The organism is Frankia sp. AgB32, assembly GCF_023243045.1.
Lineage (GTDB): Bacteria > Actinomycetota > Actinomycetes > Frankiales > Frankiaceae > Frankia.
Genome location: NZ_JALKFX010000081.1, coordinates 16747 through 41887 on the forward strand (window position 1 = coordinate 16747; position 25141 = coordinate 41887).

Consider the following 25141-nt stretch of genomic DNA (forward strand, 5'->3'; position numbering starts at 1 on the left):
CCGGAGTCAGGACTTGTACTCGTTCCAGACCCTGACGAGATCCGTCTCGGCGCTGGTGGTCATCAGTACGCCGATCAGCCCGTCGGTGGGCGATGCCCAGACCAGCGCGCGTTCGGTGGAACTCCACGCGAAGAGGTGCGCACCGGCTGGAGGCACCTCGGATGCCGCCGGACTGCTGCCTGGCGCGGGCGCGTCGAAGTACCGTGGCGCGACCTCCTCGTACCTTCTGAAGCTGGCGAACATGACGGTCAGGCTGCCGCCGTTGGTGCAGTAGAGGCTGGTCGTGGGCGTGATCGGAACCCGCGGGGAGGCCGGGAAGCTGCCGGTCAGCATCGTGTCCCGGATGCCGGTCCGGCAGGCCTGCCAGCCTGGGTAGGTGTCCCAGCCGGCGACGAATCGTCGGAGGTCCGGTAGGTCGGCGAGCGGGCTCGGCGTCGTTGGCAGGCCGGTGATGGTGGCCGTGGCCGAGGAGGTCGGGATGGCGTCGGTGGGGGAGGGGGCGCCGTTGCGCCATGGCCCTCCCCAGACAGCGATGACGGCGCTGAACAGGACAGCAACAGTGACCCCAGCGGCGATCTGCCATCGTGTCACGCGACGCGGAAGCCATACCCGGCGTCGGTCCAGGCTGGCGCCGGCGTCCAGAAGCTCGGCGGAGTTCGCGGCCTCGACGGCCGGGGCGGTTTCCTCGGAACCCGCGTTGGCGTTCGCGTTCGCGGTGGTGCCGGCGTTCTCGCGGGCATCGCGGGTGATGGTGGACGGGGGCGGGGCCAGCGCCCGGCGGATCCGCGGGTCGGTGGTGGGCATCTGGGCGAGACCGGCGAACAGCGCCGCGGCCGCGGGCCGCCGCCGCAACGCGGCCGCGACTGTCCACGCGCTGTGCAGCTCGCGACTGGCGAACCAGGCGGTGACCGCCTGCCTGACGGGCGGCGCGGTCCCGGCGCTGATGCTGTCCGCAAGGCTGTCAACGGCCCGGTCAAGGAGGTCCCATCGTTCGAGGCCCTCGGCGTGGTCGGCCACCTCCAACAGCCAGCCGATCACCTCGTCGTTCGAGGCGGCCGTCGCGTCCAAGGCTCGCGATGTCCGCAGCGCCGCCACGGCCTCGGCCGCGGCCTGCGGCTCAGTGCGGATCGCCTGACGCAGCGGGGCGCCGGTCAGACGTGTGATCATGCTTGTCAGCGCCGTGTGCTCATCACCGCCGTAAGCGATGAGTTCGAGCAGCTGCCCGGGAGCGGCGTCGTCGCCGGCCAGGGCGGTGGAAAGGAGGTCACGTCCCCGCTCGACCAGGTTGGCGGTCGCGGCGTCCAGCTCGGCGGCGATCAGCAGGAGAAGCTCGTCGACGGTGGCCGGTCGCCGGTCCGGCGACGGGTGGGTCGCCTCCCACACGATGGTCCGCCAGGGCCCGTCCGGCGGCAGCATCCTCTCGTTGCGCGGTGGCCAGCTGCCCGTCAGCGCCCAGGCGGCAATACGGCCGATGCTGTAGATGTCAGCCTGCGGCCCGACGTCGTGCGCGTCGTCGCGCATCTCGGGCGCCGCGAATCCCTCCGTGCCGAAGGAGGTGCCTGTCCTGGTGTGGCGAGGTGCGCTGCTGCGGCCCCGAGGCCGGCGTCCGAGTCCCCAGTCCGCCACCACCCAGTGGCCGTCGAGCTCGAGAATGTTGCGAGGATTCAGATCACGGTGGATCCAGCCGAGTCGGTGTGGCTCCCGCAGTGCCTCGCAGATGGCGGTCACCAACGAGCGCAGCTCGTCCGAGTCGGTCAGCGCGGCCGCGCGGCCCTCCGCCGTGGCATTGGCGACGGGCATGACGAGCCAGGTGTCGTCCCAGTCGAGAACTGGCATGACGTGGGGATGTTCGCCGAAACGTCGGCCGGCTTCGATCTCGCGGCGCATGCGGGACAACGCCGCGGCATCGCGGTGCCGCAACTGCTTGATGGCGACCCGTCGCCCGGTCGCTTTATGCCGCGCCCCGGTGACCTTCGCCTGCCCGCCCACCGCGATGGGCTTCGGCTCCAGGGCGTAGTCCTTACGACTGTGCCGCGCGACGATCGGCGGGGTGTCCGCGACACGCGGACCCGGGATGAGGGGCGTGTCCACCGGCTGCCCGTCCTCCCGCGATGCACCCATGTCCGTCCCGAGAACGGACCAGCTCGGCCCCGGACGCGCGTATCCGGAGAGCGCCAGATCCATCGCGTTGGGCACAAGTCTGTCACATCACCCGAAATGCGAAGACGGCGAGCTGAGGACCGCGTGCGCGTCGTCATCCGTACGATCTCTCCGTGCCTGACGACATCCCTGCCCGCGGCGGCAGCCACGCTCCCGGTGACCGTAACGTCGCCGCCGCCGGTCCGGACGCCCTTCTCGCTGGTCTGGACGACTATGTCGCCGCGAGCCGCCCGGAGTTCGAACGGCGGCTGCGCGAGCTCGTCGGGGCCGCCGGCGTCAGCGCCGACCCGGCGCACGCCCCCGACATCGTCCGCACCGCCGAGCTCGCCGCCGGCCAGCTGCGCGAGGCGGGCCTGTCCGCGCGGATCGTGCCGACCGCCGGCAACCCGGTGGTCGTCGGCGAGTACCTCGCCGGGCCGTCGCGGCCGACCGTGACGATCTACAACCACCTCGACGTGCAGCCCGCGGACCCGGCCGAATGGGTCACCGAGCCGTTCCAGCTCACCGTCGACGGCGACCGCTACGTCGGGCGCGGCAGCACCGACGACAAGGGCCCGGCGCTGACCGCGCTGCAGGCCGCCCAGTACGCGGCGGCCCGCGAGCTGCCGCTGAACATCCGGTTCCTCTGGGAGCTGGAGGAGGAGATCGGCAGCCCGAACTTCGAGGCGTTCGTCCGCGCCGAACTGCCGCGGCTGGCAACCGACTCGGTGCTGGTCTCCGACACGATCTGGATCGCCGCGGACCGCCCGGCGATCGACTACGGCCTGCGCGGCCTGGTCACCTTCGAGGTCACGATCGAGACCGGTACCGCGGACACGCACTCCGGCCTCACCGGCGGCCCCGCCCGCAACCCGCTGACCGAACTCGCCGGGATAGTCGCCGAATGCGTCGATCCGGCCACCGGGAAGGTGCTGGTCCCCGGGTTCGCCGACGCCGTCGCGCCGGTCTCCGCCGACGAGCTCGACGACTTCGTCGCGTCCGGCTTCGACGTCGACGTCTTCATGGCCGCGCACGGCCTGACCGCGCTGCGCGTCACTGACGCCCGCGAGGTCGTGCGCCGCATCATGGCCGAGCCGACGTTCGAGGTGCACGGCTTCACCGGCGGCTACACCGGCCCCGGCGTGAAGACCGTCGTCCCGCCGCGCGCCACGGTGAAGCTCAGCGCCCGGATCGTCCCGCACCAGCAGCCGGCGGAGGTCTTCGCGCTGGTCCGCGACTTCATCACCACCCGCCACCCCGACGCCCGCGTCGAGATGGAAGCCGGGCTACCGCCGTACCTCGGCCCCCGCACCGGCCCGCACGCCGAGCTCGCGGCCAACGCCGTCGACTTCGCCTTCGGCCGCCGCCCGGCGTTCGTCCGCGAGGGCGGCTCGATCGGCGCCGTCCTCACGATGGACCAGTACCTCAAGGCCCCCGTCACCCTGCTCGGCCTGAGCCTGCCCAGCCACGGCTACCACGCCCCCAACGAACACTTCGACTGGACCCAGGCCGCCGGCGGCATCCGCATGTTCACCCACTACTTCGGGGGCCTTGCCGCCCAACCCCGATAGGCCCCCGCCCGCACCACCGACGCCGCCCTCCCCGGCACGCGTCCGATCCGATTCCGGCCCCCACCGCACTGCACGGGAGAACGACTTCCTGTCCCTTCCGCTGGGACGAAACGGACGCCGAACCCTGTGGAACAGACAGGTCGGCGGCTTCCCATGCACGGGCCCTGGCCATCCCCTCCGCACACAGATCGGCGGTGAGGCGGACCGTCGGCGGTCTGCCGCGGCGGCGGTACCCTCGCGCGATGCGATGCCTTCGGTACTCCATCAACGTCACCCTGGCCGGGTGCTGCGATCACCGTGCCATTCCGGCGGACGAGGAGCTGCATCGGCACGCGGTCGAGAACCTCGCTCAGGCCGATGCCCTGCTCTTTGGCCGGGTGACGTACCCGCTACGAGCCGAGCGAGTAGCTGTCGGGCCTGGCCCAGGCCAGGGTTCGCCGCCCGTGCCTACGGCCTGACGCGCAGCGGGTGACCGGTCTCGAACGGACTAGCTCGGTTCTGGTGACGGATCAGGGGCCTCCGAAGTTGCAGCGGCCCGCATCTCGACGGGCATCGTTGTCGGCTGATGTACATCCGGTGCCGGTCGGCTCGATGCCTGGGGGACGTCGTGGTCCTTCTGTACGGATAGAACGGGCGTTAAGGCCGTACAGAAGGACCACGGCTGCTGGCGGCGACGCGGTCAGGGCTGGACGCTGACGTATCTGCCGAGGGCCGCCGTGCGCAGCGCCACCCGGCCGCCGCCGAGATGTTCCAGGCGGAACTTCTCCCGGTCGCCGACGGCACCCCGGTCGGCCTGGCACTGCCGTCCGCCGCCGAACGGCGCCGGGATCGTGGCGGTGTACGGCGTGGCGGCCGCGAGGGCCGCCTCCAGCCCGCGCGTCTGGCGGTCGTCGAGCGTCACGGTCCACAACGGCGGGTCGGAGTGGAACCCGCCGTCGAATGCCTGCTGGGCCTCCCGTGTCAGGTCCGCCACGTCGACCTTCGAGAGGTCGAGGTGGCGCTCGCCGGCGTCGACGCGCTCGTGGCCGAACCCGGTGCTCATGCCTGGACCTCCTGCCCGGCCAGCAGCGCCTCGGGCTGTCCGGCGTGCGCCAGGCGGTGGATCTCGACCCGGTCCGGGCCGGTGAGCAGGGCCGGGTCCTCGCCGGGCAGCAGGGGCGTGGCCATCGTCCGGCGCAGCGTCTCCTCCAGCGCGTCCACGCTCTCGGCCAGCACGAGCGCGAGCGCCGCGCCGTCCTCGGCCACCGCCGTCGCGCCGGCCACGACGCCGGGGACGGCGCGCATCACCGGCCAGACCCGCCGCGCGCCGCTGGCGGCGAACGCCGCCACCCAGTCCGCGCCGCGTGGTCCGTCGAAGATCGCCACCTGGAGGAAACGGGCCGGGCCGGTCGCCGCGGACCCCCGACCGCTCGCCGTCACGGGGTAACGGCGGCCGGGTCCGACGCGCACCCCGTCGCCGACCTCGACCGGTGGCGCGGCGGCCGCGCGGTCCGCGTCCGCCGGATCGGCCCACGCGGTCAGCAGGTATCCGGGCACGCCGCTCTGCCGGCTCGGCATTCCCAGCGCGTGGCTGACCAGCACGCCGGCCTCGCCCTGGACGGTGGCGAGCACAGCGTCGACCCAGGCGCGCAGGTGCGGCGGCGGCGCGCCGGTGATCGGATGAAGAACGATGTCCATCGGGATCTCCCGTGGGTGAGGTCTGGCGTCACCGGGCGGTGGGTCCGTCGCCGCCCGTGACGTGGACGGGATCGACGATGCCGGCCGGCGGGCCCGCGAACCTCAGTGCCAGTACTGCTCCCGGCACGGAACTCCCGCGCCGACCACCGGTGACGAGACCGCCGGTGACGAGACCGCTGGTGACCAGATCGGCGGGGTTCGGCACACTCGGCGCCGGCCGGGTCGGCGATCCGCCATGATTGGCCGGTGTCCGGACCGGCTCGTCCCTTTGTCGGACGTGACGAGGAAAGCGCCGTCCTGCGTGTTCTGCTGGCCGAGGCCGGCGCCGGCCGCGGTGGGGTCGCCCTCGTCACGGGCCCGGCCGGCATGGGCAAGACCCGTCTGGTCGAGGAGGCCCTGCGGGGCGCGCCCGGCCGCCCGCCCGCGGGGCGGGGGTACTGTCTGGCCGACCACAGCGCGCCGCCGCTGTGGCCGTGGCTGCAGGCCGTGCGCGCGCTGGCCCGGGTGCGCCCGGCGTTGGCGGACGGCGCCGGCGGGGTGCTGGCGGCGATCGCCGCCGCCGGCCGCGCCGAGGTCGGGACCGAGGCGCGCGTCGACTCCGCGAGCGCCGCCGCGGTTCGCTTCGCCGTCCTCGCCGATGTCGCCGACGCCGTCCTCGCCCTCGCGCCCGCGCCGACCGCGCCCACCGGCGGTCCGGTCGTGATCGTCCTGGAGGATCTCCACTGGGCCGACGCGAACACCGCCGACCTCGTCCGCCAGGTCGCACAGGGCATCGGGGACAGCGCGCTGACGCTCGTCGTCACCTCGCGGGACGACCCCACCGAGCCTGGCGGCCGGCCACGCCAGGAGCTGCTGCGCCTGCCGGGCGTGCGGCACCTGCCGCTGGCCCCGCTCACCACCACGGCGGTCGGTGACTACCTGAGCGCCGTCGGGGCCGGTGCGGACATCGAGGCGGCCCGCCGCGTCGTGCGGCGCAGCGGGGGACTGCCGCTGCTGCTCGACCTGGCCGCCGCGGGCGACGGGCCACCGGTGGCCGTCGCGGACCTGGTCAGCACGCTGCTGGCACAGCTTCCGGACGCGGCCCGCCCCGTGGTCGTCGCGGCGGCGCTGCTGCGCGGCCCGGTCGACCTCCCCCTGCTCGCCGCCGCCGCGGACGTCGACGAGCAGGTCGCCGCCCGGGCGGTCGACGCCGCCGGCCGAACCGGGCTGATGACCCGCGAACCAGGTGAGGGCGAACCGTGCTTCCGCCTCGCCCACGGACTGCTCGCCGAGGCGCTCGCCGGCGGCGAGGACGGGCCTCGCCGCGCGGTGCACCGCCGCGCCGCGCTTGCCCTCGAGGCCCGCGCGCGGAGCGAGACCGGCCTGGCCGCGGACATCGCCGCGCACTGGGCCGGGCTCGGCCGCCACGACCGAGCCGCGCAGGCATCGGTGGCGCGTTGGGCGACCCTTGCCGCAGCCGACGCCCGCCGGGCGCTGGCCTTCGACGACGCGGCCGCGCACCTGACCGTCGCGGTCGCGGCGCTGCGCCGGGCCGGCGCCGAACCGGACGAGCTGGCCGCGCGCACCATCGACCTGGCCCGTGCCCACTACCTGGCCGGCGCCCTGACCGAGGCGCTGGCGCACTGCGAGCTGGCCGCGACGGCCGCGGCGGGCATCGCGGACGCGGGGGAGGTGGCGGCGTCCGCGCGAGCCGGCCTGCTTGCGCAGGCGGCCCTGGTCGTGCGCTGGGTGACCTTCCCGGAGGCGGCCGGCATCGTCGCCGACCTGTGCCGCACGGCGCTCGCCGTCGACCAGCCACCGCCGGTCCGCGCCCAGCTGCTGGCCCAGCTCGCCACCATCCTCGCCTTCGCCGGCGGCGCGGCGCAGGCCCGGGCGCTGGCCCGGGAGGCGATGGCGCTCGCCACCGCCGGGGACGTCACCCCGGCGGCCGGCAATCCCGGCGACGGCGGTGGCCAGGCGCTGCTGGACGCCGCGCGGGCGGCGGAGATGGTGCTGACCGACCCGGACGGCGTCCACGAGCGGCTGCGCCTCGCCGGGCTCGCCGCGGCGCGGGCGGCGGAGCTGAACCAGACGCTGTCGGGGGTGCTGGCCGAGCAGTGGCGACTACGCGCGGGCCTGCAGCTCGGTTGGCGCGCCGTCGCCGACGAGGCGACGGCACAGATCGCCCGCCTCGCCGAGCGCGGCGGGCTCCCGCTGGCCCGCTGGCCCGCTGGCACCTCCTGCGCGGCCAGGCGGCCCGCGCGGCCCTCGAAGGCCAGTTCGCCGCGGCCCGCGCCCACAGCCAGGCCGCCGGCGAGCTGGCCCTGGCCTTCGGCGACCAGCTCGCCGTCGGGCTCGGCCACGCCCTGGAGGCGAACCTCGCCCTGCTGCGCGGCGACGCCGCCGAGCTGTCGGCCGGGTTCTGGCCGAACCTCGACGCCACGCCGCCCGCGCCGCTGATGACCGCCTTCCGGGCGAACGCGCTGCTGGTCGAGGGCCGCGCCGAGGAGTCCCGGGCCGCCTACGAGCAGCTCTGGCCGCTGCTGCGCGACCCACCCGCCGACGACCTGCGCTGGAGCGGGGTCCTCGCGCACCTCATCGACCTCGTCGAGGCGTTCGGTGACGCGACCGCCGCCCGGCTGCTGGCGGACCAGCTCCGCCCGTATACGGCGTACCCGGGGGCGCTGGGCCTGCCGACGGTGCTGTTCGTCGGCGCGATGGCCGGCCCGTACGGGCGGGCACTGGCGCACGCGGGCGAGCTGGCCGAGGCGGAGGCGGCGCTGCGCGGCGCGATCGCCGCCGACCTCGCCCTCGGTGCCCGCCCGTATGTCGTGCTCAGCCAGCTGGCGCTCGCCGACGTGCTGCGCCGCCGCGGTGACGCCGACGCCGCCGTGCCGATCGCGAGCGCGGCGGCGACGCAGGCCCGCCGCCTGGACATGCCCGGCCCGCTGGCCCGCGCCGACCGCCTCCTGACCACCCTCGCCGCCACCCGCCGCGCCGTCGACCCGTTGACCGCCCGCGAACACGAGGTCGCCGCCCTGCTCGCGAAGGCCCAGTCGAACCGCCAGATCGCCGCCGCGCTGGTGCTCAGCGAACGCACCGTCGAAAGCCACGTCCGCAACATCCTCGCGAAACTGGGCTGCGCCAACCGCGCCGAACTCCTCGCCAGCGGCCGCCTGCCCACTGCGGCGCCCTGACCATGACGGGCTGCGCCCGGCTGGCAGCGCACCGTCCACAACGGTCGACCGCATCCTGACGTTTCCCAGGAAGGCGGCCAGGGCGGCACCGCGGCAGCGCGGTGGGGCGGCGCGGTGGGGCGGCGCGGCCCACTGGCGGGGTGATCAGATCGAGCGCTCCGCCGCCGATGGTCACGGTCTGAGAGCAGCGCGGTGACGGATCCGGACCGGCTGCACGGGAGAGAAGGCATGTGGGTCCCTCTGGTCGGGTTCACGCCCGATCTGTCGCCCAGAGGGACCCACAGACCATCCCAGCCACGCATGGTCGGCTGCCACGTTCACTATCGGTGACACCAGGACGCGAGCGCGGGGCTTCGTGGCAGACGGCGGCACCCGGCCCGGCCCGGCGGGCCCGCGGGCCGGCGGCCCGGGGGGCCCGGGCGCGGGGGGGGGGGGCCGCCGGGGGGGGGGGGGGGGGGGGGGGCGGCGCCCCCGGGGGGCCGGGGGGCGGCGGGCCCCCGGGTCGGCCCTGCGCCGTGGCGGGGCGACAGCCGGGTGGTTCAGGTCGGGTCGATCGCGGCAGCGGTGCGCTCGACGGGGAGGGCGGCGACGTAGCGGGCGATGAACGCGTCGAAGCCGGCGACGTCGGTGGACTTGGGCTGCGCGGTCGTCAGCTCCCCGCCGGTGAAGACCTGGGTATCGAGGAACGTGGCCAGGTCGGCGCCGCTCTCCGCGTGGTGCAGGCGGTAGGCGGCGAGCAGGGCGACGCCCCAGGCACCGCCCTCGGAGGCGGTGTCGCCGACGGAGACGGGGGTGCGCAGCGCGGCGGAGAGGAAGCGTTGGGCGACGCCGGCGGTGCGGAACAGGCCGCCGTGGGCGAACATCCGGTCGAGCTGGACGGACTCGGCGTCCTGGAGCACGTTCATGCCGAGCCGCAGGGTGGCCAGCACCGAGTACAGCTGCGTGCGCATGAAGGTGGCGAGGTCGAAGGTGCTGTCGGGGGTGCGCAGGAACAGCGGGCGACCCTCGGCCAGGCCGGTGATCGGCTCGCCGGAAAGATAGTTGTAGGCCATCAGCCCGCCGCCGTCGGGTGCGCCGTCCAACGCGCTGCGCAGCAGCGTGTCGAAGGCCGCCGTCCGGTCCGGGGCCAGGCCACGGGCGGCGGCGAACTCGTCGAACAGGCCGACCCACGCGTCGAGTTCGCTGGCGCCGTTGTTGCAGTGGACCATGGCGACGAGGTCCCCGGCGGGGGTGGTGACCAGGTCGAGTTCCGGGTGGACGCGGCTGAGTTCGTGTTCGAGCACGACCATCGCGAAGATGCTGGTGCCGGCGCTGACGTTGCCGGTGCGCGGCGCGATCGAGTTCGTCGCGACCATGCCGGTGCCGGCGTCGCCCTCGGGCGGGCACAGCGGAGCGCCGGGGCGCAGCGCGCCGCTCGGGTCGAGCAGCCGCGCGCCGGCGTCGGTGAGCTCGCCCGCCGGCTGCCCGGCGAGCCGCACGGCCGGCAGCAGCGGGCGGAGCCGCAGCGCCGCGCCCTGGTCGGCGGCGAGGTCGTCGAACGCGGCGATCATCGCCTGGTCGTAGTCGCGCCGCGCGAGGTCGATGGGGAACATGCCGCTGGCGTCGCCGATCCCGAGCACCTTCTCGCCGGTGAGCTGCCAGTGGACGTAGCCGGCCAGGGTGGTCAGGTGATCGAGGCGGGCGACGTGCTCCTCGCCGTCGAGGACGGCCTGGAACAGGTGCGCGACGCTCCACCGGTGCGGGATCTGATGCCCGAACCGGGCGGTGAGGATCTCCGCGGCGGCCCCGGTGTTCGTGTTGCGCCAGGTGCGGAACGGCGTGAGCAGCTCGCCGGCGGCGTCGAAGGCGAGATAGCCGTGCATCATCGCCGAGATCCCGACCGCGCCGACGCCGGTGAGCTCGACGTCGTGGCGGCGGCGCACGTCGTCGCGCAACGCGGCGAACGTCGCCGCCAGGCCGGTCCACACCGCGTCCAGGGAGTAGGTCCAGACCCGGTCGACGAACTGGTTCTCCCAGGTGTGGCTACCGACGGCGAGCACGGCATGGCCAGGGCCGGTGAGAACGGCCTTGATCCTGGTCGAGCCCAGCTCGATGCCGAGGGCGGTCCGGCCCGCGGCGATGTCGTCGCCGACGGCTGATGGTGTCGTCACGGTCCGGCCGCCCCCTTGCCTAGAAGCCCTGGGCGAGGCGGTAGTACGCCTGGTTCCAGCGGATGCGGTCGGCGAAGTCCCGGCGGTTCGTCGCGCCGTCGATGACCAGCAGTTCGACGCCGAGGATCGTGGCGAACTCGGCGATCTGGTCGGTGTCGACCGCGGTGGACATCACCGTGTGGTGCGGGCCGCCGGCGGTGATCCACGCCTCGGCGGAGCCGGCGAGGCTGGGCTTGGGCTCCCACACCGCGCGGGCCACGGGCAGTTTCGGCAGCGGCTCGTCCGGCGGGACCACCGTCACCTCGTTGAGGACGAGGCGGAAGCGGTCGCCCAGGTCGCAGATGCCGAGGATCGTCGCCGGCCCGGGGGCGGCGTCGAACACCAGGCGCACCGGGTCCTCCCGGCCGCCGATCCCCAGCGGGTGGATCTCCAGGCGGGGCCGGTCGACCGCGATGCTCGGGCAGACCTCCAGCATGTGCGCGCCGAGGATCTTCGGCGTGCCCGGGCCGAGGTGGTAGGTGTAGTCCTCCATGAACGAGGTGCCGCCGGGGGCGCCGGCGCCGATCGCCTTCACCGCGTGCAGCATCACCGCGGTCTTCCAGTCGCCCTCGCCGCCGAAGCCGTAGCCGGCGGCCATGAGGCGCTGCACCGCGAGCCCGGGGAGCTGACGCAGCCCGCCGAGGTCCTCGAAGTTGGTGGTGAACGCGCCGAAGCCACCCTCGGTGAGGAACGAGCGCAGCCCGGCCTCGATCCGCGCGCCGTAGCGCAGCGACTCGTGCCGGTCGCCGCCGGGCGCCAGGTCGTCGACGAGGTCGTAGGCGTCGACGTACTCGTCCACCAGGGCGTCGATCTCGCCCGAGCCGACCCCGTCGACCCGTTCGACCAGGTCGTTCACGCCGTAGGTGTTCACCGAGACGCCGAACCGCAGCTCGGCCTCGACCTTGTCGCCTTCGGTGACGGCGACGTCGCGCATGTTGTCGCCGAAGCGGGCGAGCCTGAGGCTGCGCGTCGCGGCGACGCCCCGCGCCGCCCGCTGCCAGGAGGCGACCCGCGCCTGCGTCACCGGGTCGGAGACGTGGCCGACGACAGTGACGCGCGGGACGCCGATCCGGGTCTGGATGTAGCCGAACTCCCGGTCGCCGTGGGCGGCCTGGTTGAGGTTCATGAAGTCCATGTCGATGTCCGCCCAGGGCAGCGACACGTTGGCCTGCGTGTGCAGGTGCAGGAACGGCTTGGTCAGCGCGTTCAGACCGGTGATCCACATCTTCGCCGGGGAGAAGGTGTGCATCCAGGCGATGAGGCCCAGGCAGTCCGGGTCGGCGTTCGCGGCCAGGATGATCCGGTGAATCGCGCCGGAGTCGGTGAGCACGGGCGTCCAGGTCACCGGGACGGGCAGCGTCCCGGCATCGCCCAGCTGGTCGACGACCGCCCGGGACTGCGCCTCGACCTGCGCGAGCGTCTCCGGACCGTAGAGACCCTGGCTGCCGGTGAGGAACCAGCAGGTCGCGGGCGCCATGTCACTTGCTCCCGGTCTGGCCGTAGGCGTTCTGGTAGCGGGCGTAGAGCGCGTCGACGTCGTCGGGCGCGATGACCGTCGGCTCACCGATCTGACGGGCCACGTGCATCGTCCGCGCGACCTCCTCGCACATCACCGCGGCCTTCACGGCGGCCTTCGCCGACCTGCCGATGGTGAACACGCCGTGGTTCTTCATCAGCACGGCGGGGGAGCGGTGGTCGGTCAGGGTCTCGACGATGCCCTGGCCGATCGAGTCGTCGCCGATGCGGGCGAACGGGCCGATGGGCACCTCGCCGCCGAACTCGTCGGCCATCATCGTCAGCGAGCACGGGATCGCCTCGCCGCGGGCCGACCACGCCGTCGCGTACGTCGAGTGGGTGTGGACCACCCCGCCGACGTGCGGCATGTGCCGGTAGACGTAGGCGTGCGCCGCCGTGTCCGAGGACGGCGCACGATCACCCTCGACGACCTTGCCGTCCAGATCGGTGACGACCATGGACTCGGGCGTCAGCTCGTCGTAGCTGATGCCCGACGGCTTGATCACCATGAGGTCGCGGCCGGGCACCCGGGCCGAGATGTTGCCGGCCGTCCAGACGACGAGCTCCCACCGCAGCAGCTCGGCGTGCAGCCGGGCGACCTCGGCGCGCAGCTCGTTGAGGACAGTGTCCACATCAGCTCCCTGTTCGTGATCCCGCCAGCACCGCGTTCCGCGCGGCACCGCGTTCCGCGCGGCACCGCGTCCCGGATGGCGCCGCCGCGCAGTCAGCATCGCGCATCCTGCGGGCCGCATTGGAAGCTATAGCGAACTAGCGCCGATTCGCCAGCCTCGACGAGGGCCATCCGCGGACCCGTCCGATCGGGGTGGTGCCCGTCCTGGTCAGCCGCCCGTGCGCCACACCACCGGGCGGACCGCGCCATCGCTGTTACGCACGTTCGCGAGGATCAGGCCGGAGTCGGTCATCTCGACGACGTTGCGCAGCGTCCAGCCGGCCGGGAGGGCCAGCGGGGTGCGGGCGCCGTTCGACCACAACCACGGCGTGCTGACACCGTCCGCGGTGGTGGCGACGACGACGGCCCGGCCGCGGCTGGCGACGGCCACCGCTCGCGTCCCCTTCTTCGTCTCCCCGGCGCGCACGGGAATCGTGGTCAGCGCCGGCGTCGCACCGCCGGCGACGTGCCAGAGCGCGGCGGCCTCCGGGGCCGGGGTGGCGGAGGCGTCGAACAGGTAGCCGGCGACCCACCCGTCGCCGGACAGGGCGTCCAACGACGAGCAGCTCAGCGAACCGACGCGGCCGGCGGTCGGCAGCGCGATGTCCGCGCCGGCCAGGCCGCCGCGGCGCACCGTGAGCGCCCGGGTGAAGCCGGTGTCCGGCGAGTAGGACACGATGCCGCTGTATGCGACGGTGCCGTCCGGCTGGATCGCCGACGCGCAGTTCAGCTGCGGCAGGTCGAGCTGGCCGAACGTGGGCAGCGCGAGCGTCGCCCCGTCCTGCCAGATCACCGTGCGGCCGCGCGAGCCCCGGCCGACACCGCTGATCGTCCCCAGCAGCGCGGTGCGCGGGCCGGCGATCGACAGGGCTGTGATGATCCGCGCGTCCGCCAGGTCGGGGGTGCCGTGCAGCTCGGTGCGGGTCCCGTCGCGGGCGACGATGGCCGAGGCGCCGCTGATCGAGTCACCGGTGAACACGCCCCACTGGGCGGGGCCGACGGTCGTGACCTGGGAGCCCTCGTCGGGCCCTGGCGCCAGCGCGGTCGTCCGGGTGCCCGCCACCGACCAGCGCACCGGCTGGCGGTCGTAGTTGGCCGGGCCGATCACCACACCACCGGCCTCACCCAGGTCGGTGACGCCGTTGACCTCCACGCCGACCGTCCCCGCGGGCACGGTGAGCCGCTGCGCCAGTGCCGGCCCGGCCACCGGCGGCACCAGCCAGCGCCAGCCGCTCTTCGGTCCGAGCGGCCCGGTGATCACCGGTGGCGGCAGCGGGCCGGAGGTGCCGACCACCGCGCCCGCCGGCGAGATGTCGGTTGCCTGCGTGACCTGGTTGTCACCGGTGAGTAACAGCGGCTGCACCGCACGTCCCACTGCGGCGGCCGGCTCGTCGGGGGTCGCCGCGCCGGCGGCCGGCCCGATGGCCAGCACGCCCGCGGCGATGGTCACGCCGAGTACGCAGGCGGCGCCACAACGGGAAAGGATGGTGACAGGGAAAACGCATCGTGTCCGGATCACCCGGCATTTGTAGCGGGTCCGATCAACCCTGACTATTGCCAGTAAGTGCTATTTCACTTTCCGCAGTCACAGTCCCCGAGCGCACCCGCACCGGCGGCCGTGTCAGGCGCCGACGTAGCTGGCGAGGTGCTGGCCCGTGAGCGTGGACCGGTCGGCGACGAGATCGGTCGGGGTGCCCTCGAACACGATCTGGCCGCCGTCATGACCGGCACCAGGCCCCAGGTCGATGATCCAGTCGGCGTGGGCCATCACGGCCTGGTGGTGCTCGACGACGATCACGGACGTGCCGGCGTCGACGAGACGGTCGAGCAGGCCGAGGAGCTGGGAGACGTCGGCGAGGTGCAGGCCGGCGGTCGGCTCGTCGAGGACGTAGACGCCGCCCTTCGACGCCATGTGGGTCGCGAGCTTCAACCGCTGACGCTCCCCGCCGGACAGCGTGGTCAGCGGCTGGCCGAGGCTGAGGTAGCCGAGACCAACGTCGGCGAGGCGGCCCAGGATGGCGTGCGCCGCCGGGACGCGGGCCTCGCCGGCGCCGAAGAACTCCGCGGCCTCGGTCACCGGCATCGCCAGCACCTCGCTGATGTCCCGGCCGCCGAACCGGTACGCGAGCACCGCGGCGTCGAAGCGCCGGCCCTCGCAGTCCTCGCAGGTGTTCGCGACGCCGGCCATCATCGCGAGGTCGGTGTAGATGACCCCGGCGCCGTTGCAGGACGGACAGGCGCCCTCGGAGTTGGCGCTGAACAACGCTGGCTTCACCCCGTTGGCCTTCGCGAACGCCTTGCGGATCGGTTCGAGCAGCCCGGTGTAGGTCGCCGGGTTGGACCGCCGCGAGCCGCGGATCGCCCCCTGGCCGACGGACACGACCCCCGCCCCCGCCGGGATCGACCCGTGCACCAGCGAACTCTTTCCCGAGCCGGCCACACCGGTGACGACGACGAGCACCCCGAGGGGAACATCGACGTCGACGTCGCACAGATTGTGCGCGTTCGCCCCGCGGATCTCCAGCGTCCCGGTGGGGGTGCGCACGGTCGGCTTGAGACTGGCCCGGTCGTCGAGGTGACGGCCGGTGACGGTGTCGCTGGCCCGCAGTCCGTCGACGGTGCCCTCGAAGCACACCGTGCCGCCACCGGATCCGGCGCCGGGGCCGAGGTCGACGACGTGGTCGGCGATCGCGATGGCCTCGGGCTTGTGCTCGACGACGAGCACCGTGTTGCCCTTGTCCCGCAGCCGCAGCAGCAGGTCGTTCATCCGGGCGATGTCGTGCGGGTGCAGGCCGGTGGTGGGCTCGTCGAAGACGTAGGTGGCGTCGGTGAGCGACGAGCCGAGCTGGCGGACCATCTTCACCCGCTGCGCCTCGCCGCCCGAGAGCGTCCCCGACGGCCGGTCGAGGCTGAGGTAGCCGAGGCCGATCCGCGCGAACGAGTCCAGGGTGCGCCCGAGCGTCGCGAGCAGCGGCGCCGTCGACGGGTCGTCGAGGCCGCGGACCCAGTCGGCCAGGTCGCTGATCTGCATCGCGCAGGCATCCGCGATGCTGATCCCGTTGACCTTCGACGTGCGCGCCGGCTCGGCCAGGCGGGTGCCGTCGCACTCGGGGCAGGTGGCGAACGTGACGGCCCGTTCCACGAACGCGCGGACGTGCGGCTGCAGCGCGTCGACGTCCTTGGACAGCATCGACTTGGTGATCTTCGGGATGAGGCCCTCGTAGGTGAGGTTGATCCCGTCGACCTTGATCTTCGTCGGCTCCTTGTGCAGGAGGTCGGCGAGCTCGCGCTTCGTGAACTTCCGGATCGGCTTGTCCGGGTCGAAGAAGCCGCAGCCGGAGAAGATCCGGCCGTACCAGCCCTCCATGCTGTAACCGGGGATCGTCAGCGCACCCTCGTTGAGGGATTTCGCGTCGTCGTACAGCGCGGTCAGGTCGATGTCGGAGACCGCCCCGCGGCCCTCGCAGCGCGGGCACATTCCGCCGAGCCGGTTGAACGTCTTGCGCACCGCCTTGCTGGCGCCGCCGCGATCGATCGTCATCGCGCCGCTGGCGCTCACCGACGGCACGTTGAACGAGTACGCGTTCGGCGGGCCGATGTGCGGCTGGCCCAGCCGGCTGAACAGGATCCGCAGCATCGCGTTCGCGTCCGTCGCGGTGCCGACGGTGGACCGGGGGTCCGTGCCCATCCGGCTCTGATCGACGATGATCGCGGTCGTCAGCCCGTCGAGGACGTCGACCTCCGGGCGGGCCAGTGTCGGCATGAAACCCTGCACGAACGCGCTGTACGTCTCGTTGATCAACCGCTGCGACTCGGCCGCGATCGTGCCGAAGACCAGCGAGCTCTTGCCCGAGCCGGACACCCCCGTGAACACGGTGAGGCGGCGCTTGGGCAGCTCGACGCTGACATCCTTGAGGTTGTTCTGCCGCGCGCCGTGCACGCGGATCAGATCATGGCTGTCGGCGGCATGGCTCGGGGCGGCGGGGCTGTCCGCGGCGGGGCTGTCGGCGGCCGTGCTCATCGCGTGGTCTCCCTCCGCCCGGACCGGCGGTGCGGCCGGGCGCTGCTGTCGGTCGGTCGTCGGCGTGGCTCAGCGCAGCTGCTGGATGCGGATCATGTTGCCCGCGGGGTCGCGCACGGCGAAGTCGCGCACGCCGTAGGGCTGCTCGGTCGGCTCCTGGACGATCTCGGTGTCCCCGGCCTGGACCTGCTCGAACGCCCCGTCGAGATCATGGGTGGCGAGCAGGAGCATGCCGTAGGTGCCCTTGGCCATCATCTCGGTGATGACGCGACGCTCCTCGTCGGTGACGCCCGGGTCGGCCGCCGGCGGCGTGAGAACGATGGCCGTGGTGCTCTCGCCCTTGGGCCCGACGGTGATCCAGCGCATCGTGCCGCCGCCGACGTCGAGGCGGACCTCGAAGCCGAGAACGTCACGGTAGAAGCGCAGGGACGCCTCCGGGTCGGTGTGCGGGAGGAACGTGGAGTGAATCGCGATGTCCATGGCGGTCACGCTACGGTCGAGCCGCTGACCTGCGCTTCTCGATTCCTGACCGGTCTGGTCGCCTGCTTCGTGACACACGTCGGCGGCTCCGCGACGGGGTTGGCGCCGTCGTCGTCGCCACTGCCTGGAGCCTGCTGGCGTCTGTAAACGCTCGGCGGGACGCCCACGAGCTCGGTGAACCGGCTGCTGAACGTGCCCAGCGACGAGCAGCCGACCGCGAAGCACACCTCGGTGACGGACAGATCGCCGCGGCGCAGCAGCGACATCGCCCGCTCGATCCGCCGCGTCATCAGATACCCGTACGGCGACTCGCCGTACGCCGCCCGGAACTGCCGGCTGAGGTGCCCCGACGACATGTGCACCCCGCGCGCGAGCGCCTCCACGTCGAGCGGCTGGGCGTACTCCCGGTCGATCCGGTCCCGCACTCGCCGTAACCGGGCAAGGTCACGCAGCCGCTGCTCGTCCGACCCAGGTCTGCTGCCCATGCCCGCCATGGTGCCAGGCCGTACCGACAGTTCCGGACGGCCGCGCGCCGCCGGATCGTCGGGCGGTGCGAGGGCCTGCGCATTCAGGGCCGGTTCAGCGCAGACCGGGACCAACCTCCACGGAAGCCGGTCAGCACGTCACGCAGACGGCTAACCGGTCCCCGATCGCCCTCCCGCTGCGACGATGATCCCCATCGCGCAACACGTCGTTCGGGGGAACTATGAGATCTTCTGCTCAGCCATGCCCGATCCCAGGCGCCGTCGGCGCGCGCCAATCCTCGAGGTTGGTCGCCGCCGCGGTGGCGCTGATGGTCCTGGCCGCCGCCCTGCTGTTGGCCGGCCTGGCGGGTGGTGCCGGGGGTGCGATCAGGCTGCCGGCCAGCCCGACCTGGACGCCCGCGGCGTCGGCGGCCGGTCAGGCCCGCTCCGGCGCGATCACGGCCACCACCGTCGCCTCGACCAGCAGCCCGGCGCCGCTCAGCTCGGGGCGGGTGGGCATCTGGTACAGCCCGGCGCCCGACCAGTACACCCCGGCGGCGCTGTGGAAGTTCGACCCGGTCAGCCACTCGGTGCCCTCCGGCTTCCGCACCGACCACGTCAAGGTGGGAACGCTCGCGCCGTATCCCGCCTCGTATCCATTCACCTACAGCGTCTCGGGCGCAACGGTCACCACCGACTATCCGAGTGGCCATCGCGGCACCATCACCCTGCTGTCGTACTCCAGTTCACAGGGTGTCCTCCAGGTGGACTGGGAAGGCTACCCGCGGGTCTGGTACAGCTGCGCCTCGGCCTACTTCCCGGCTGCCTACCGCGTGTACTGCTGATCCTGCCGGCGGTCGGCTGTTTGCGCCGGCCACGCACTGACCCGCCATACCCGACGCCGGCTCGCGGGAAGCCGGCCTTTCCGCGAGCCGGCGCGGCGATCCCGCAGTGGCGCCACGCGTCACCAGACAGGGCGCAGCGGCGGAACGGAGTCGCCCGCAAGGGCACGGATCATCGCCGCGAGTTCGGCGCGGGGCATCTCCAGGCCGACCTCGCGCAGTTGCGCGGCCAGCCGTTCCTCCAGCTCGTGCAGGGTCTGGCCGGCCACCGCGAGGTGGGTTCGGGCCCGGTCGGTCAGGACGACGAGCTTGCGCCGCCCGCCCGCGGGGTGTGCCTGGCGTTCGACGTAGCACCGTCGTTCCAGGTCGTCGATGATCTGGCCGGCGGCCTGCTTCGTAACGCCGAGCTGCTCGGCCAGCTCGCTGCTGGTCGCGCCAGCGCCGCCGAGCGCTTGGAAGACCAGCCCGTGCACCGGGCGCAGATCGTCGTAACCGGCGGCGTCGAGCCGGCCCACGAACTCGCCGAGGACCAGCTGGAAGGCCATCCCGAGCAGAAACGTGATCTCGGTGCGCTCGAGTGGGTCGTGGGTCGTCACCCGCACATCTTGACACCTCAAGGTAAAGCCACTTTACTCATCGGTAGTAAAGCAACTTTACTTGGGAGGCGCCATGTACGTGATCAGTCAGAGCGAGCAGCGGACGACCACCACCCCCGCCGGCTCGATGTTCGCCCTGGCGGGACCGAGCCAGGGCAGCGCCGAACTCAGCACCTGGCGCGTGGAACTCGCCGCGGGCTCGTCCACCCCCGTGCATGTCATCGACCGCGAACAGGTGTGGATGCCGCTGTCGGGCGAGTTCGAGGTCGAGGTCCACCGCGAGGCGGCTCGGGCCAAGGCCGGTCAGGCCATCGTCGTGCCCGCTGGCGCGGTACGGCGCCTCAAAGCCGTGAGCGGCCCAGCCGAGGCGCTGGTCGCCATGATGATCGACGGCAAGGCGATGCTGCCCGATAGCGAGGACAAGATCCCTCTTCCGTGGGCGCAGTGAGGTCCGCGCGGCAGGGCGGTTAGCTGGTTCCCGTGGGTTGGGGGGGCGTCGGCGATGACCATGTCCACGAACGCCAGCGCCTCGGTTCGTCGGGTGAGGGGGTTGCGGTAGAGGGACCTGCGAGATTGCCGCGCGTCCAGTGAGCGAGTTCCTCGGGATTGGCCGCGATATCGCATTCGACGGGCTTGGGGCCGCGGATTGCCGCGCCGTGGCGGGCCAGGCTGTGCCAGGTGACAGGGTGGCGTTGGTGATCGCAGCGCGGATGCAACCGTCGGCCGTGAGCATGCGGTCCGGGTGATGCCTGTCCTGGAGGCCGGGCGAGATCGAGCCAGGTGGTGTAGATCCCGTCGAGGGGCGGGTGGTGGGTCAGGTCGGCGTGGATGCGGGTCAACGCCGCGACCTGCTGGTCTGCGGGGACAGTGGTGACAGCGACGAAGTCGATGTCGCTGGACCCGGGCCGGAAATCGCCCAACGCCGCGGAGCCGATCACGTAGAAGCCTTCCACGAGATCGGGATCTGTGGCATCGGCAGCCAGCAGGTAGGCGTCCACGGCATCATGTACCGCGGCAGGAAGCGTTGAGACTCGTGGTTGTCTGCTCTGACGATGCGGTGGCGACTGATCTGGGTCGCTGATGGTCACCGGCTGGAGTACCGGGTGGCGAGGTCCCGGGCCCAGCGGGCGGCGCCCGTCGCCTGTCCGGCGGCCATCGGGCTGCCCGGCAGTCGGCCCAGGCGCTCCACGTGCTCGGCGAAGCGCAGGTGCTCGCGTTCGGCGTGGTTCCGGCAGGGCAGGCAGGTGACGCTTTCCGGCCGGCGGGACGTCATCGCGTAGGCAACGCGCAGACCGCATCCGGTGGTGACGACGGTCGGCGCGTCCGGTGCGCTGCCGACCGACGCGACGACCAGGTTGCGGTACGCCGCTCCGGTCTGCAGCACCCTGTTGTCCACGTGGATGTGCGGATCACCCGGGCCCGTCGACATCACTTCAGTATGCGCCCGCGAGAGCAGCGAAAGGCGTGGAGCAGGCTCGGCTTCATCCGCGGTCCCTGGGCCGCCGGAGACCTGGGCAGTGGATCAGCAGCCTGGCGGCATGAGCCGCCGACGTGCGACGGTCCCGCTCGCTGCGATGTCGGCATCGTGACGCCGAACGGTTCCTGCTCGATCATTGCCCCGTCCTCGACGTCCATGAGATCAGCCGGCCCGCCGCGCCAATGTGCTCGACGGGGCGGCCAGCCATGGGGCCAGGAGGATGGGGAGCCGGCCTCGCTGGTCAGCGGACTGGGTGGGCGACGCAGAGTCGTGAGGGACGATGTGCGGCGGACATGCGGAGAGCATCGGTCGTGTGCTGGGCTGGGTCGGGACCCCCGGGGGAGGGGCATGCCGGTGGGACCGCGCCGGCTGGGGTACGGCCCGTATCTCCCACCCGCATGCCCCGGACGATCACATGGTGTCGCCGGCACGGAACCTCAGACGCCGACAGGCATCCCGGTCCGCGCCGTGGAGCTTTCCTGCTGCGTGCGCTTGGGGTGGGTGTAGAGCCAGTATGCCTTGTCCCACGTGGCATCCCCGCAGATGCCGTCTACCTTGACCCGCGCATATCCCCTGTTCGGGTCCCCCTGAAGAAACTTGATCGCCTTCACGGTATCGTCATCATATCTTCCATTCACATGTAGGAACTTTGGATTGGACGGCGAGGAGTTCGCATAGATCTCGTTGTACCATCTCTGAATTGTAAGAACCGCGCCGACGGGATTGGAGCCGTAGTTGGGATAGAGGGTCGTCCAAGCGCCCACCGGATCCGGTTCGTCACGATCGGGGCTCTGCCACGGATTCTCCGCGCCTTTGACGACGGCGTCGTACTGGCCAGCCTGTATTCCGCTGAGGCGGTAGAATCCGTCGGGGCAGGCTCCGGTGGTTCCGGTGCGGCTGATGTCAGAGCCGTCTATGTTCGTCAGTGGCCAACCCAGCTCGGCCTGCCCCCACCTGAGAAGCTCGCTCAGTCGCCACTGCTGGCTGATGGTCAGAAGATCCTCTCGCTCTCCCTCAAGTATGCAGTAGATCTTCGGTGGACCATCCGGGATCGGCGGCCAGGCGGTCTCGTCGAACGGAATGTACTGCTCGACCCTGCCGTTCTGGGACAGCCACAGGTGCGCGCTTATGTTCTGGCTTGGCCGGTTGAAAAGTCGGTACAACGAGCCGGTGGACCCCTGGTTGAGCACAATCGGACTCTGTTCCGACGGCTCCGGCGACCGGTTGGAGACCGGCCGGTAGTTTGCGGGCGGGTACAACGTTGCGACCATATTTTCCGCCATAACGGGCGAACTCCCTGTGGGACGTGACTCCCGCGGTGTGGGAGCAAAATCTGTTGTACGGCTTGTCGAGGCATTACGACGCCTGGTTGCCACCCATTCCCCTGGCAGTGCTGTGTCGATCAAAGTGTCAGGAAGGTGGCTTCCTTGGCGTCACGTCCAACCTAGATCGGGGTCCGGACGGCTGCGACTCGAGTTCGTGACGACTATTTGACAGGATGCGGAGAGGTAATCTTTCGGCCGTGTGTCGGTAGCTGGGAAGGACGGGTATGGTCTACCGTGCGAAACTCATCTGGGAAGCGCGGGAGCGACGAGCTCGGTGATTGTTGATCGTGCCTTGATCGAGGCGATTCTGCCGCAGTACGAGATCGGCGCCGAGCTGGGTCGGGGTGGGTTCGGCCTGGTGCTCGCCGGGCGGCATCGGCGGCTTGATCGCTCGGTGGCGATAAAAATCCTGGTGGCCGACATCGCCGGCAGCGATCCGGATCGGTTCTGCACCGAGGCGCGGATTCTCGCCCGCCTCGACCATCCGCATATCGTCCGGTTGTACGAATATGTGGAGTCGGCCGGCCTGCGGCTTATCGTGATGGAGCAGCTCGCTGGCGGCACGCTGGCCGCTCGCCGCGGAATCGTCAGGTCGCCCATGGTGTCCTGCGCGATCGCGCTGGCAGTCTCGGAGGCACTGGGCTGCGCGCATGCCGCCGGGGTGCTGCATCGCGACGTCAAGCCCAGCAATGTCCTGCTGACCGTCGACGGTTTGCCGAAAATCACCGATTTCGGTATTGCGAAGCTGTTCGACGGCTCCGGTGGAGCCACCAGCTCGGTGATTGGGACGTGGACGTACATGGCGCCCGAGCAGTGGCGTGCCGGCCGACTGATGCCTGCCACCGACCTGTACGCGCTCGGCGCGGTGCTCTACGAACTGCTCACCGGACGGCCGCCGTTCCCCTCCGGTCAGTCGCCGGAGGCGCTGTTGCGACACCATCTGATGGACATTCCGGCAGCGCCGCCGGGCGTCCCCGCACCGGTCGCCGCGGTGGTGCTGCGGGCGCTGGCCAAGAAGGCCACCGACCGGCCGCCGACCGCCCGAGCGTTCACGATCGAACTCGGCCGCGCCGCCGCCGCCGTGTTCGGCCGCGACTGGCTGATCAGCAATGACGTCCGGTTGCTGCTTCCCGACGATGTCCTCGACGCCGTCCGTACCGTCGGCGCGGTCCCTGCCAGCGCGGCCCCTGCCAGCGCCGCACCTGCGGCCATCAGTCAGCCACCGTCCGACGTGGGGGATGGGCCGAGCGCGGTGCCCGCGCCGCGCTCGGCCGCCGCGCCCCCCGCTACCCAGGGCTCGTCATCACAGCCCCGAACGCAGGCCACCACTTCGCCGATGCCGCATGCGCGGCGCGACCCGCTCGGCGATCCGCGCGCGTCATGGAACTGGCTACTGATCGGTGGCCGGCACGCCAGGCGGCTGGGCGCGGTGACGGGCACGGCCGCCGCGGTGGCTTTGGGCGTGCTTCTGTTCGAGGCGCTCGGTGCCGGCGGATCGGCGGAACCGGCCGGTCGGCCGACGGCGGCGGCGACCCTCCGGCCGGAACGGACTACGGCGGCTTACCACGGTTTCGCGGTGAACGCTGGACTGCTCGGCCCCAACGACGTGACGGTCGACGGGGCGGGCAATCTCTATGTGACCGACTACGATTCCGGCCGGGTGCGTCGTATCGGTCCGGACGGTCGCGTCGACAGCGCGGTGGGAGACGGCACGGAGGGATATTCCGGGGATGGCGGCCCGGCGGTCCACGCACAGCTGCGGGACGCTGACGGGGTAGGCGTGGACGCCGCCGGCGACCGCCTGATTCTCGCCGACGGCGGAAACGAGCGGGTGCGCGTTGTCTCCGCCACGGGGGTGATCGGGACGCTGGCCGGCAACGGGAACCCGGCCTTCTCCGGCGACGGTGCACCCGCGATCAATGCCGGCCTGTCCGCCCCCACGGGAGTGGCCGTCGACGCTGCCGGCACCGTGTACGTCGCGGAGTTCGACACCGGCCGGATCCGGCGCATCACCCGCGGCGGTGTGATCAGCACAGTTGCCGGTACCGGCCAACCCGGGTTCTCCGGGGACGGCGGACCGGCGACTCGGGCGGCCCTCAACGGGCCGTGCGGGCTCGCGATCGACACCGCCGGCAACCTCTACGTCGCGGATTCGCAGAACAACCGCATCCGTCGCATCAGCACCGGCGGGAAGATCACCACGGTGGCGGGCGCCGGCGTCGAGGGGTTCTCCGGCGACGGCGGACCGGCCACCCGGGCCCTGCTCCACGGCCCCAGGCGGGTTGCGGCGGCACCGGACGGCACCCTGTACATCGCCGACACCCACAACAACAGAATCCGCCGCATCAACACGGCTGGCGAGATCAGCACAGTCGCAGGCACGGGCAAGGGCGCCTACTCCGGTGATGGCGGTCCAGCGACGAGCGCGACCCTGAAGATGCCCGACGGGATGACCGTCGATCGCGCAGGCAATCTCTTCATCGCCGATTACGGCAACCATCGGATCAGGCGCATCGGCACCAACGGGAGTATCAGCACCGTGGCCACCTGATGCCGCCGCCCGCAGCGGTCGAGGGGGGGGGGGGGGGGGGGGGCCCCCCCCCGCCCCCCCCCCCCCCCCCCCCGCCCCCCCCCCCCCCCCCCCCCCCCCCCCCCCGCCCCCCCCCCGCCGCCCCCCCCCCCCCCCCGCCCCCCCCCCGGGCGCCGACAAACGACAGGACCAGGGGTGGCACGCCCACCGACAACAAGCGCTGTGCGTACCGGCTGTCGGTGCTGTCCACGCTGTCCAGGCAGTCCGGATCCTGCGCTGGCGGCGGGTGAAAGACCGCCAGAACCAGCCAGGCCGCGATCATGCCGGAGCCCCGCAGTGGCCCCCCTTCCCGCTTGAAATCTCGACCCCCAGGCGTGCGCTGCCGCCATGGCCCAATGGCGCTTAGTTAAGCGGTCCGGGCAAGGATGATCTTCGGTGGCTGATCATGTCGGGTGCCGGTGTCTGTTGG

Annotated in this window: 22 protein-coding genes; 6 read left to right on the plus strand and 16 right to left on the minus strand. The window is 72.3% G+C overall.

Annotated elements, in window-relative coordinates; genetic code table 11:
* Positions 1-6 precede the first annotated feature (6 nt).
* The gene (locus MXD60_RS19955; RefSeq protein WP_248820847.1) at positions 7-2091 is read right to left on the minus strand and encodes a protein kinase domain-containing protein; all 2085 of its coding nucleotides are present in this window, start codon (positions 2089-2091) and stop codon (positions 7-9) included.
* Between the two features lie 182 nt (positions 2092-2273).
* Between MXD60_RS19955 and MXD60_RS19960 the strand changes: the two genes are divergently transcribed.
* Complete coding sequence (locus tag MXD60_RS19960) at positions 2274-3710, plus strand: M20/M25/M40 family metallo-hydrolase (RefSeq protein ID WP_248820848.1); 1437 nt, start codon at positions 2274-2276, stop codon at positions 3708-3710.
* 679 nt (positions 3711-4389) lie between these two features.
* Here MXD60_RS19960 and MXD60_RS19965 read toward each other — a convergent pair.
* From MXD60_RS19965 to MXD60_RS19975, 3 genes are read right to left on the minus strand one after another with little or no spacing between them, the layout of a single operon-like run.
* Entirely contained in the window at positions 4390-4752 is a 363-nt protein-coding gene (locus MXD60_RS19965) for a fascin domain-containing protein (protein ID WP_248820849.1), read from the minus strand.
* Positions 4749-5387 (minus strand): hypothetical protein, encoded by a 639-nt coding sequence (locus tag MXD60_RS19970; RefSeq protein WP_248820850.1) that lies wholly within the window; start codon positions 5385-5387, stop codon positions 4749-4751. Before MXD60_RS19970 ends, MXD60_RS19965 begins: the two co-directional genes overlap by 4 nt.
* A gap of 28 nt (positions 5388-5415) precedes the next feature.
* Positions 5416-5592: a hypothetical protein gene (locus tag MXD60_RS19975; protein ID WP_248820851.1), complete on the minus strand. Its 177-nt coding sequence runs from the start codon at positions 5590-5592 to the stop codon at positions 5416-5418.
* Between the two features lie 41 nt (positions 5593-5633).
* On the opposite strand from MXD60_RS19975, the gene MXD60_RS19980 reads away from it, so the two are divergent.
* Together MXD60_RS19980 and MXD60_RS19985 are read left to right on the plus strand one after the other, a co-directional pair.
* Positions 5634-7826, plus strand: a complete 2193-nt coding sequence (locus MXD60_RS19980) for an ATP-binding protein (protein WP_248820852.1) — start codon at positions 5634-5636, stop codon at positions 7824-7826.
* Positions 7826-8563, plus strand: a complete 738-nt coding sequence (locus MXD60_RS19985) for a helix-turn-helix transcriptional regulator (protein ID WP_248820853.1) — start codon at positions 7826-7828, stop codon at positions 8561-8563. Before MXD60_RS19980 ends, MXD60_RS19985 begins: the two co-directional genes overlap by 1 nt.
* A gap of 539 nt (positions 8564-9102) precedes the next feature.
* On the opposite strand, the gene MXD60_RS29480 is transcribed toward MXD60_RS19985, so the two are convergent.
* From MXD60_RS29480 to MXD60_RS20020, 7 genes are all read right to left on the minus strand, one after another.
* Positions 9103-10713: a xylulokinase gene (locus tag MXD60_RS29480; RefSeq protein WP_248820854.1), complete on the minus strand. Its 1611-nt coding sequence runs from the start codon at positions 10711-10713 to the stop codon at positions 9103-9105.
* Between the two features lie 19 nt (positions 10714-10732).
* A complete protein-coding gene (gene araA, locus MXD60_RS19995) occupies positions 10733-12229 on the minus strand; it encodes an L-arabinose isomerase (protein WP_248820855.1) in 1497 nt (498 codons plus the stop codon).
* A 1-nt stretch (position 12230) separates the two neighbouring features.
* On the minus strand, positions 12231-12899 hold the full coding sequence (locus MXD60_RS20000) for an L-ribulose-5-phosphate 4-epimerase (RefSeq protein WP_248820856.1): 669 nt from the start codon (positions 12897-12899) through the stop codon (positions 12231-12233).
* A 207-nt stretch (positions 12900-13106) separates the two neighbouring features.
* The gene (locus tag MXD60_RS20005) at positions 13107-14387 is read right to left on the minus strand and encodes a YML083C domain-containing protein (RefSeq protein WP_248820857.1); all 1281 of its coding nucleotides are present in this window, start codon (positions 14385-14387) and stop codon (positions 13107-13109) included.
* A gap of 171 nt (positions 14388-14558) precedes the next feature.
* Positions 14559-16958 carry an ATP-binding cassette domain-containing protein gene (locus tag MXD60_RS20010; protein ID WP_248820858.1) on the minus strand — a complete coding sequence of 800 codons (2400 nt, stop codon included), beginning with the start codon at positions 16956-16958 and terminating at the stop codon, positions 14559-14561.
* Between the two features lie 69 nt (positions 16959-17027).
* A complete protein-coding gene (locus MXD60_RS20015; RefSeq protein ID WP_248820859.1) occupies positions 17028-17438 on the minus strand; it encodes a VOC family protein in 411 nt (136 codons plus the stop codon).
* 5 nt (positions 17439-17443) lie between these two features.
* Positions 17444-17923 carry a helix-turn-helix transcriptional regulator gene (locus tag MXD60_RS20020; protein ID WP_248820860.1) on the minus strand — a complete coding sequence of 160 codons (480 nt, stop codon included), beginning with the start codon at positions 17921-17923 and terminating at the stop codon, positions 17444-17446.
* Between the two features lie 299 nt (positions 17924-18222).
* Here MXD60_RS20020 and MXD60_RS20025 point away from each other — a divergent pair, with 299 nt between their 5' ends.
* Positions 18223-18747 (plus strand): hypothetical protein, encoded by a 525-nt coding sequence (locus MXD60_RS20025; protein ID WP_248820861.1) that lies wholly within the window; start codon positions 18223-18225, stop codon positions 18745-18747.
* Between the two features lie 119 nt (positions 18748-18866).
* Here MXD60_RS20025 and MXD60_RS20030 read toward each other — a convergent pair whose 3' ends face one another.
* Positions 18867-19340: a MarR family winged helix-turn-helix transcriptional regulator gene (locus tag MXD60_RS20030; protein WP_248820862.1), complete on the minus strand. Its 474-nt coding sequence runs from the start codon at positions 19338-19340 to the stop codon at positions 18867-18869.
* 73 nt (positions 19341-19413) lie between these two features.
* On the opposite strand from MXD60_RS20030, the gene MXD60_RS20035 reads away from it, so the two are divergent.
* Positions 19414-19788, plus strand: a complete 375-nt coding sequence (locus MXD60_RS20035) for a cupin domain-containing protein (RefSeq protein WP_248820863.1) — start codon at positions 19414-19416, stop codon at positions 19786-19788.
* 19 nt (positions 19789-19807) lie between these two features.
* On the opposite strand, the gene MXD60_RS20040 is transcribed toward MXD60_RS20035, so the two are convergent.
* The 3 genes from MXD60_RS20040 to MXD60_RS20050 form a co-directional block, all read right to left on the minus strand.
* Positions 19808-20338 (minus strand): nucleotidyltransferase domain-containing protein, encoded by a 531-nt coding sequence (locus MXD60_RS20040; protein WP_248820864.1) that lies wholly within the window; start codon positions 20336-20338, stop codon positions 19808-19810.
* A gap of 86 nt (positions 20339-20424) precedes the next feature.
* Positions 20425-20769, minus strand: a complete 345-nt coding sequence (locus tag MXD60_RS20045) for a hypothetical protein (protein ID WP_248820865.1) — start codon at positions 20767-20769, stop codon at positions 20425-20427.
* A gap of 485 nt (positions 20770-21254) precedes the next feature.
* Entirely contained in the window at positions 21255-22088 is an 834-nt protein-coding gene (locus MXD60_RS20050; RefSeq protein ID WP_248820866.1) for a peptidoglycan-binding domain-containing protein, read from the minus strand.
* A 346-nt stretch (positions 22089-22434) separates the two neighbouring features.
* Between MXD60_RS20050 and MXD60_RS20055 the strand changes: the two genes are divergently transcribed.
* On the plus strand, positions 22435-24693 hold the full coding sequence (locus MXD60_RS20055) for a protein kinase domain-containing protein (protein WP_248820867.1): 2259 nt from the start codon (positions 22435-22437) through the stop codon (positions 24691-24693).
* Here MXD60_RS20055 and MXD60_RS28945 read toward each other — a convergent pair.
* A complete protein-coding gene (locus tag MXD60_RS28945) occupies positions 24674-24994 on the minus strand; it encodes a hypothetical protein (RefSeq protein ID WP_283098677.1) in 321 nt (106 codons plus the stop codon). The genes MXD60_RS20055 and MXD60_RS28945 overlap by 20 nt on opposite strands.
* Positions 24995-25141: the final 147 nt, after the last annotated feature.

Bases quoted from the DNA above. Each gene is read 5' to 3' on its own strand.
- MXD60_RS19965 (WP_248820849.1), bottom strand. From the start codon at position 4,752: ATGAGCACCGGGTTCGGCCACGAGCGCGTCGACGCCGGCGAGCGCCAC.
- MXD60_RS19970 (WP_248820850.1), bottom strand. From the start codon at position 5,387: ATGGACATCGTTCTTCATCCGATCACCGGCGCGCCGCCGCCGCACCTG.
- MXD60_RS19985 (WP_248820853.1), top strand. From the start codon at position 7,826: ATGACCGCCTTCCGGGCGAACGCGCTGCTGGTCGAGGGCCGCGCCGAG.
- araA (WP_248820855.1), bottom strand. From the start codon at position 12,229: ATGGCGCCCGCGACCTGCTGGTTCCTCACCGGCAGCCAGGGTCTCTAC.
- MXD60_RS20010 (WP_248820858.1), bottom strand. From the start codon at position 16,958: ATGAGCACGGCCGCCGACAGCCCCGCCGCGGACAGCCCCGCCGCCCCG.
- MXD60_RS20015 (WP_248820859.1), bottom strand. From the start codon at position 17,438: ATGGACATCGCGATTCACTCCACGTTCCTCCCGCACACCGACCCGGAG.
- MXD60_RS20020 (WP_248820860.1), bottom strand. From the start codon at position 17,923: ATGGGCAGCAGACCTGGGTCGGACGAGCAGCGGCTGCGTGACCTTGCC.
- MXD60_RS20035 (WP_248820863.1), top strand. From the start codon at position 19,414: ATGTACGTGATCAGTCAGAGCGAGCAGCGGACGACCACCACCCCCGCC.
- MXD60_RS20045 (WP_248820865.1), bottom strand. From the start codon at position 20,769: ATGTCGACGGGCCCGGGTGATCCGCACATCCACGTGGACAACAGGGTG.
- MXD60_RS20050 (WP_248820866.1), bottom strand. From the start codon at position 22,088: ATGGTCGCAACGTTGTACCCGCCCGCAAACTACCGGCCGGTCTCCAAC.
- MXD60_RS28945 (WP_283098677.1), bottom strand. From the start codon at position 24,994: ATGATCGCGGCCTGGCTGGTTCTGGCGGTCTTTCACCCGCCGCCAGCG.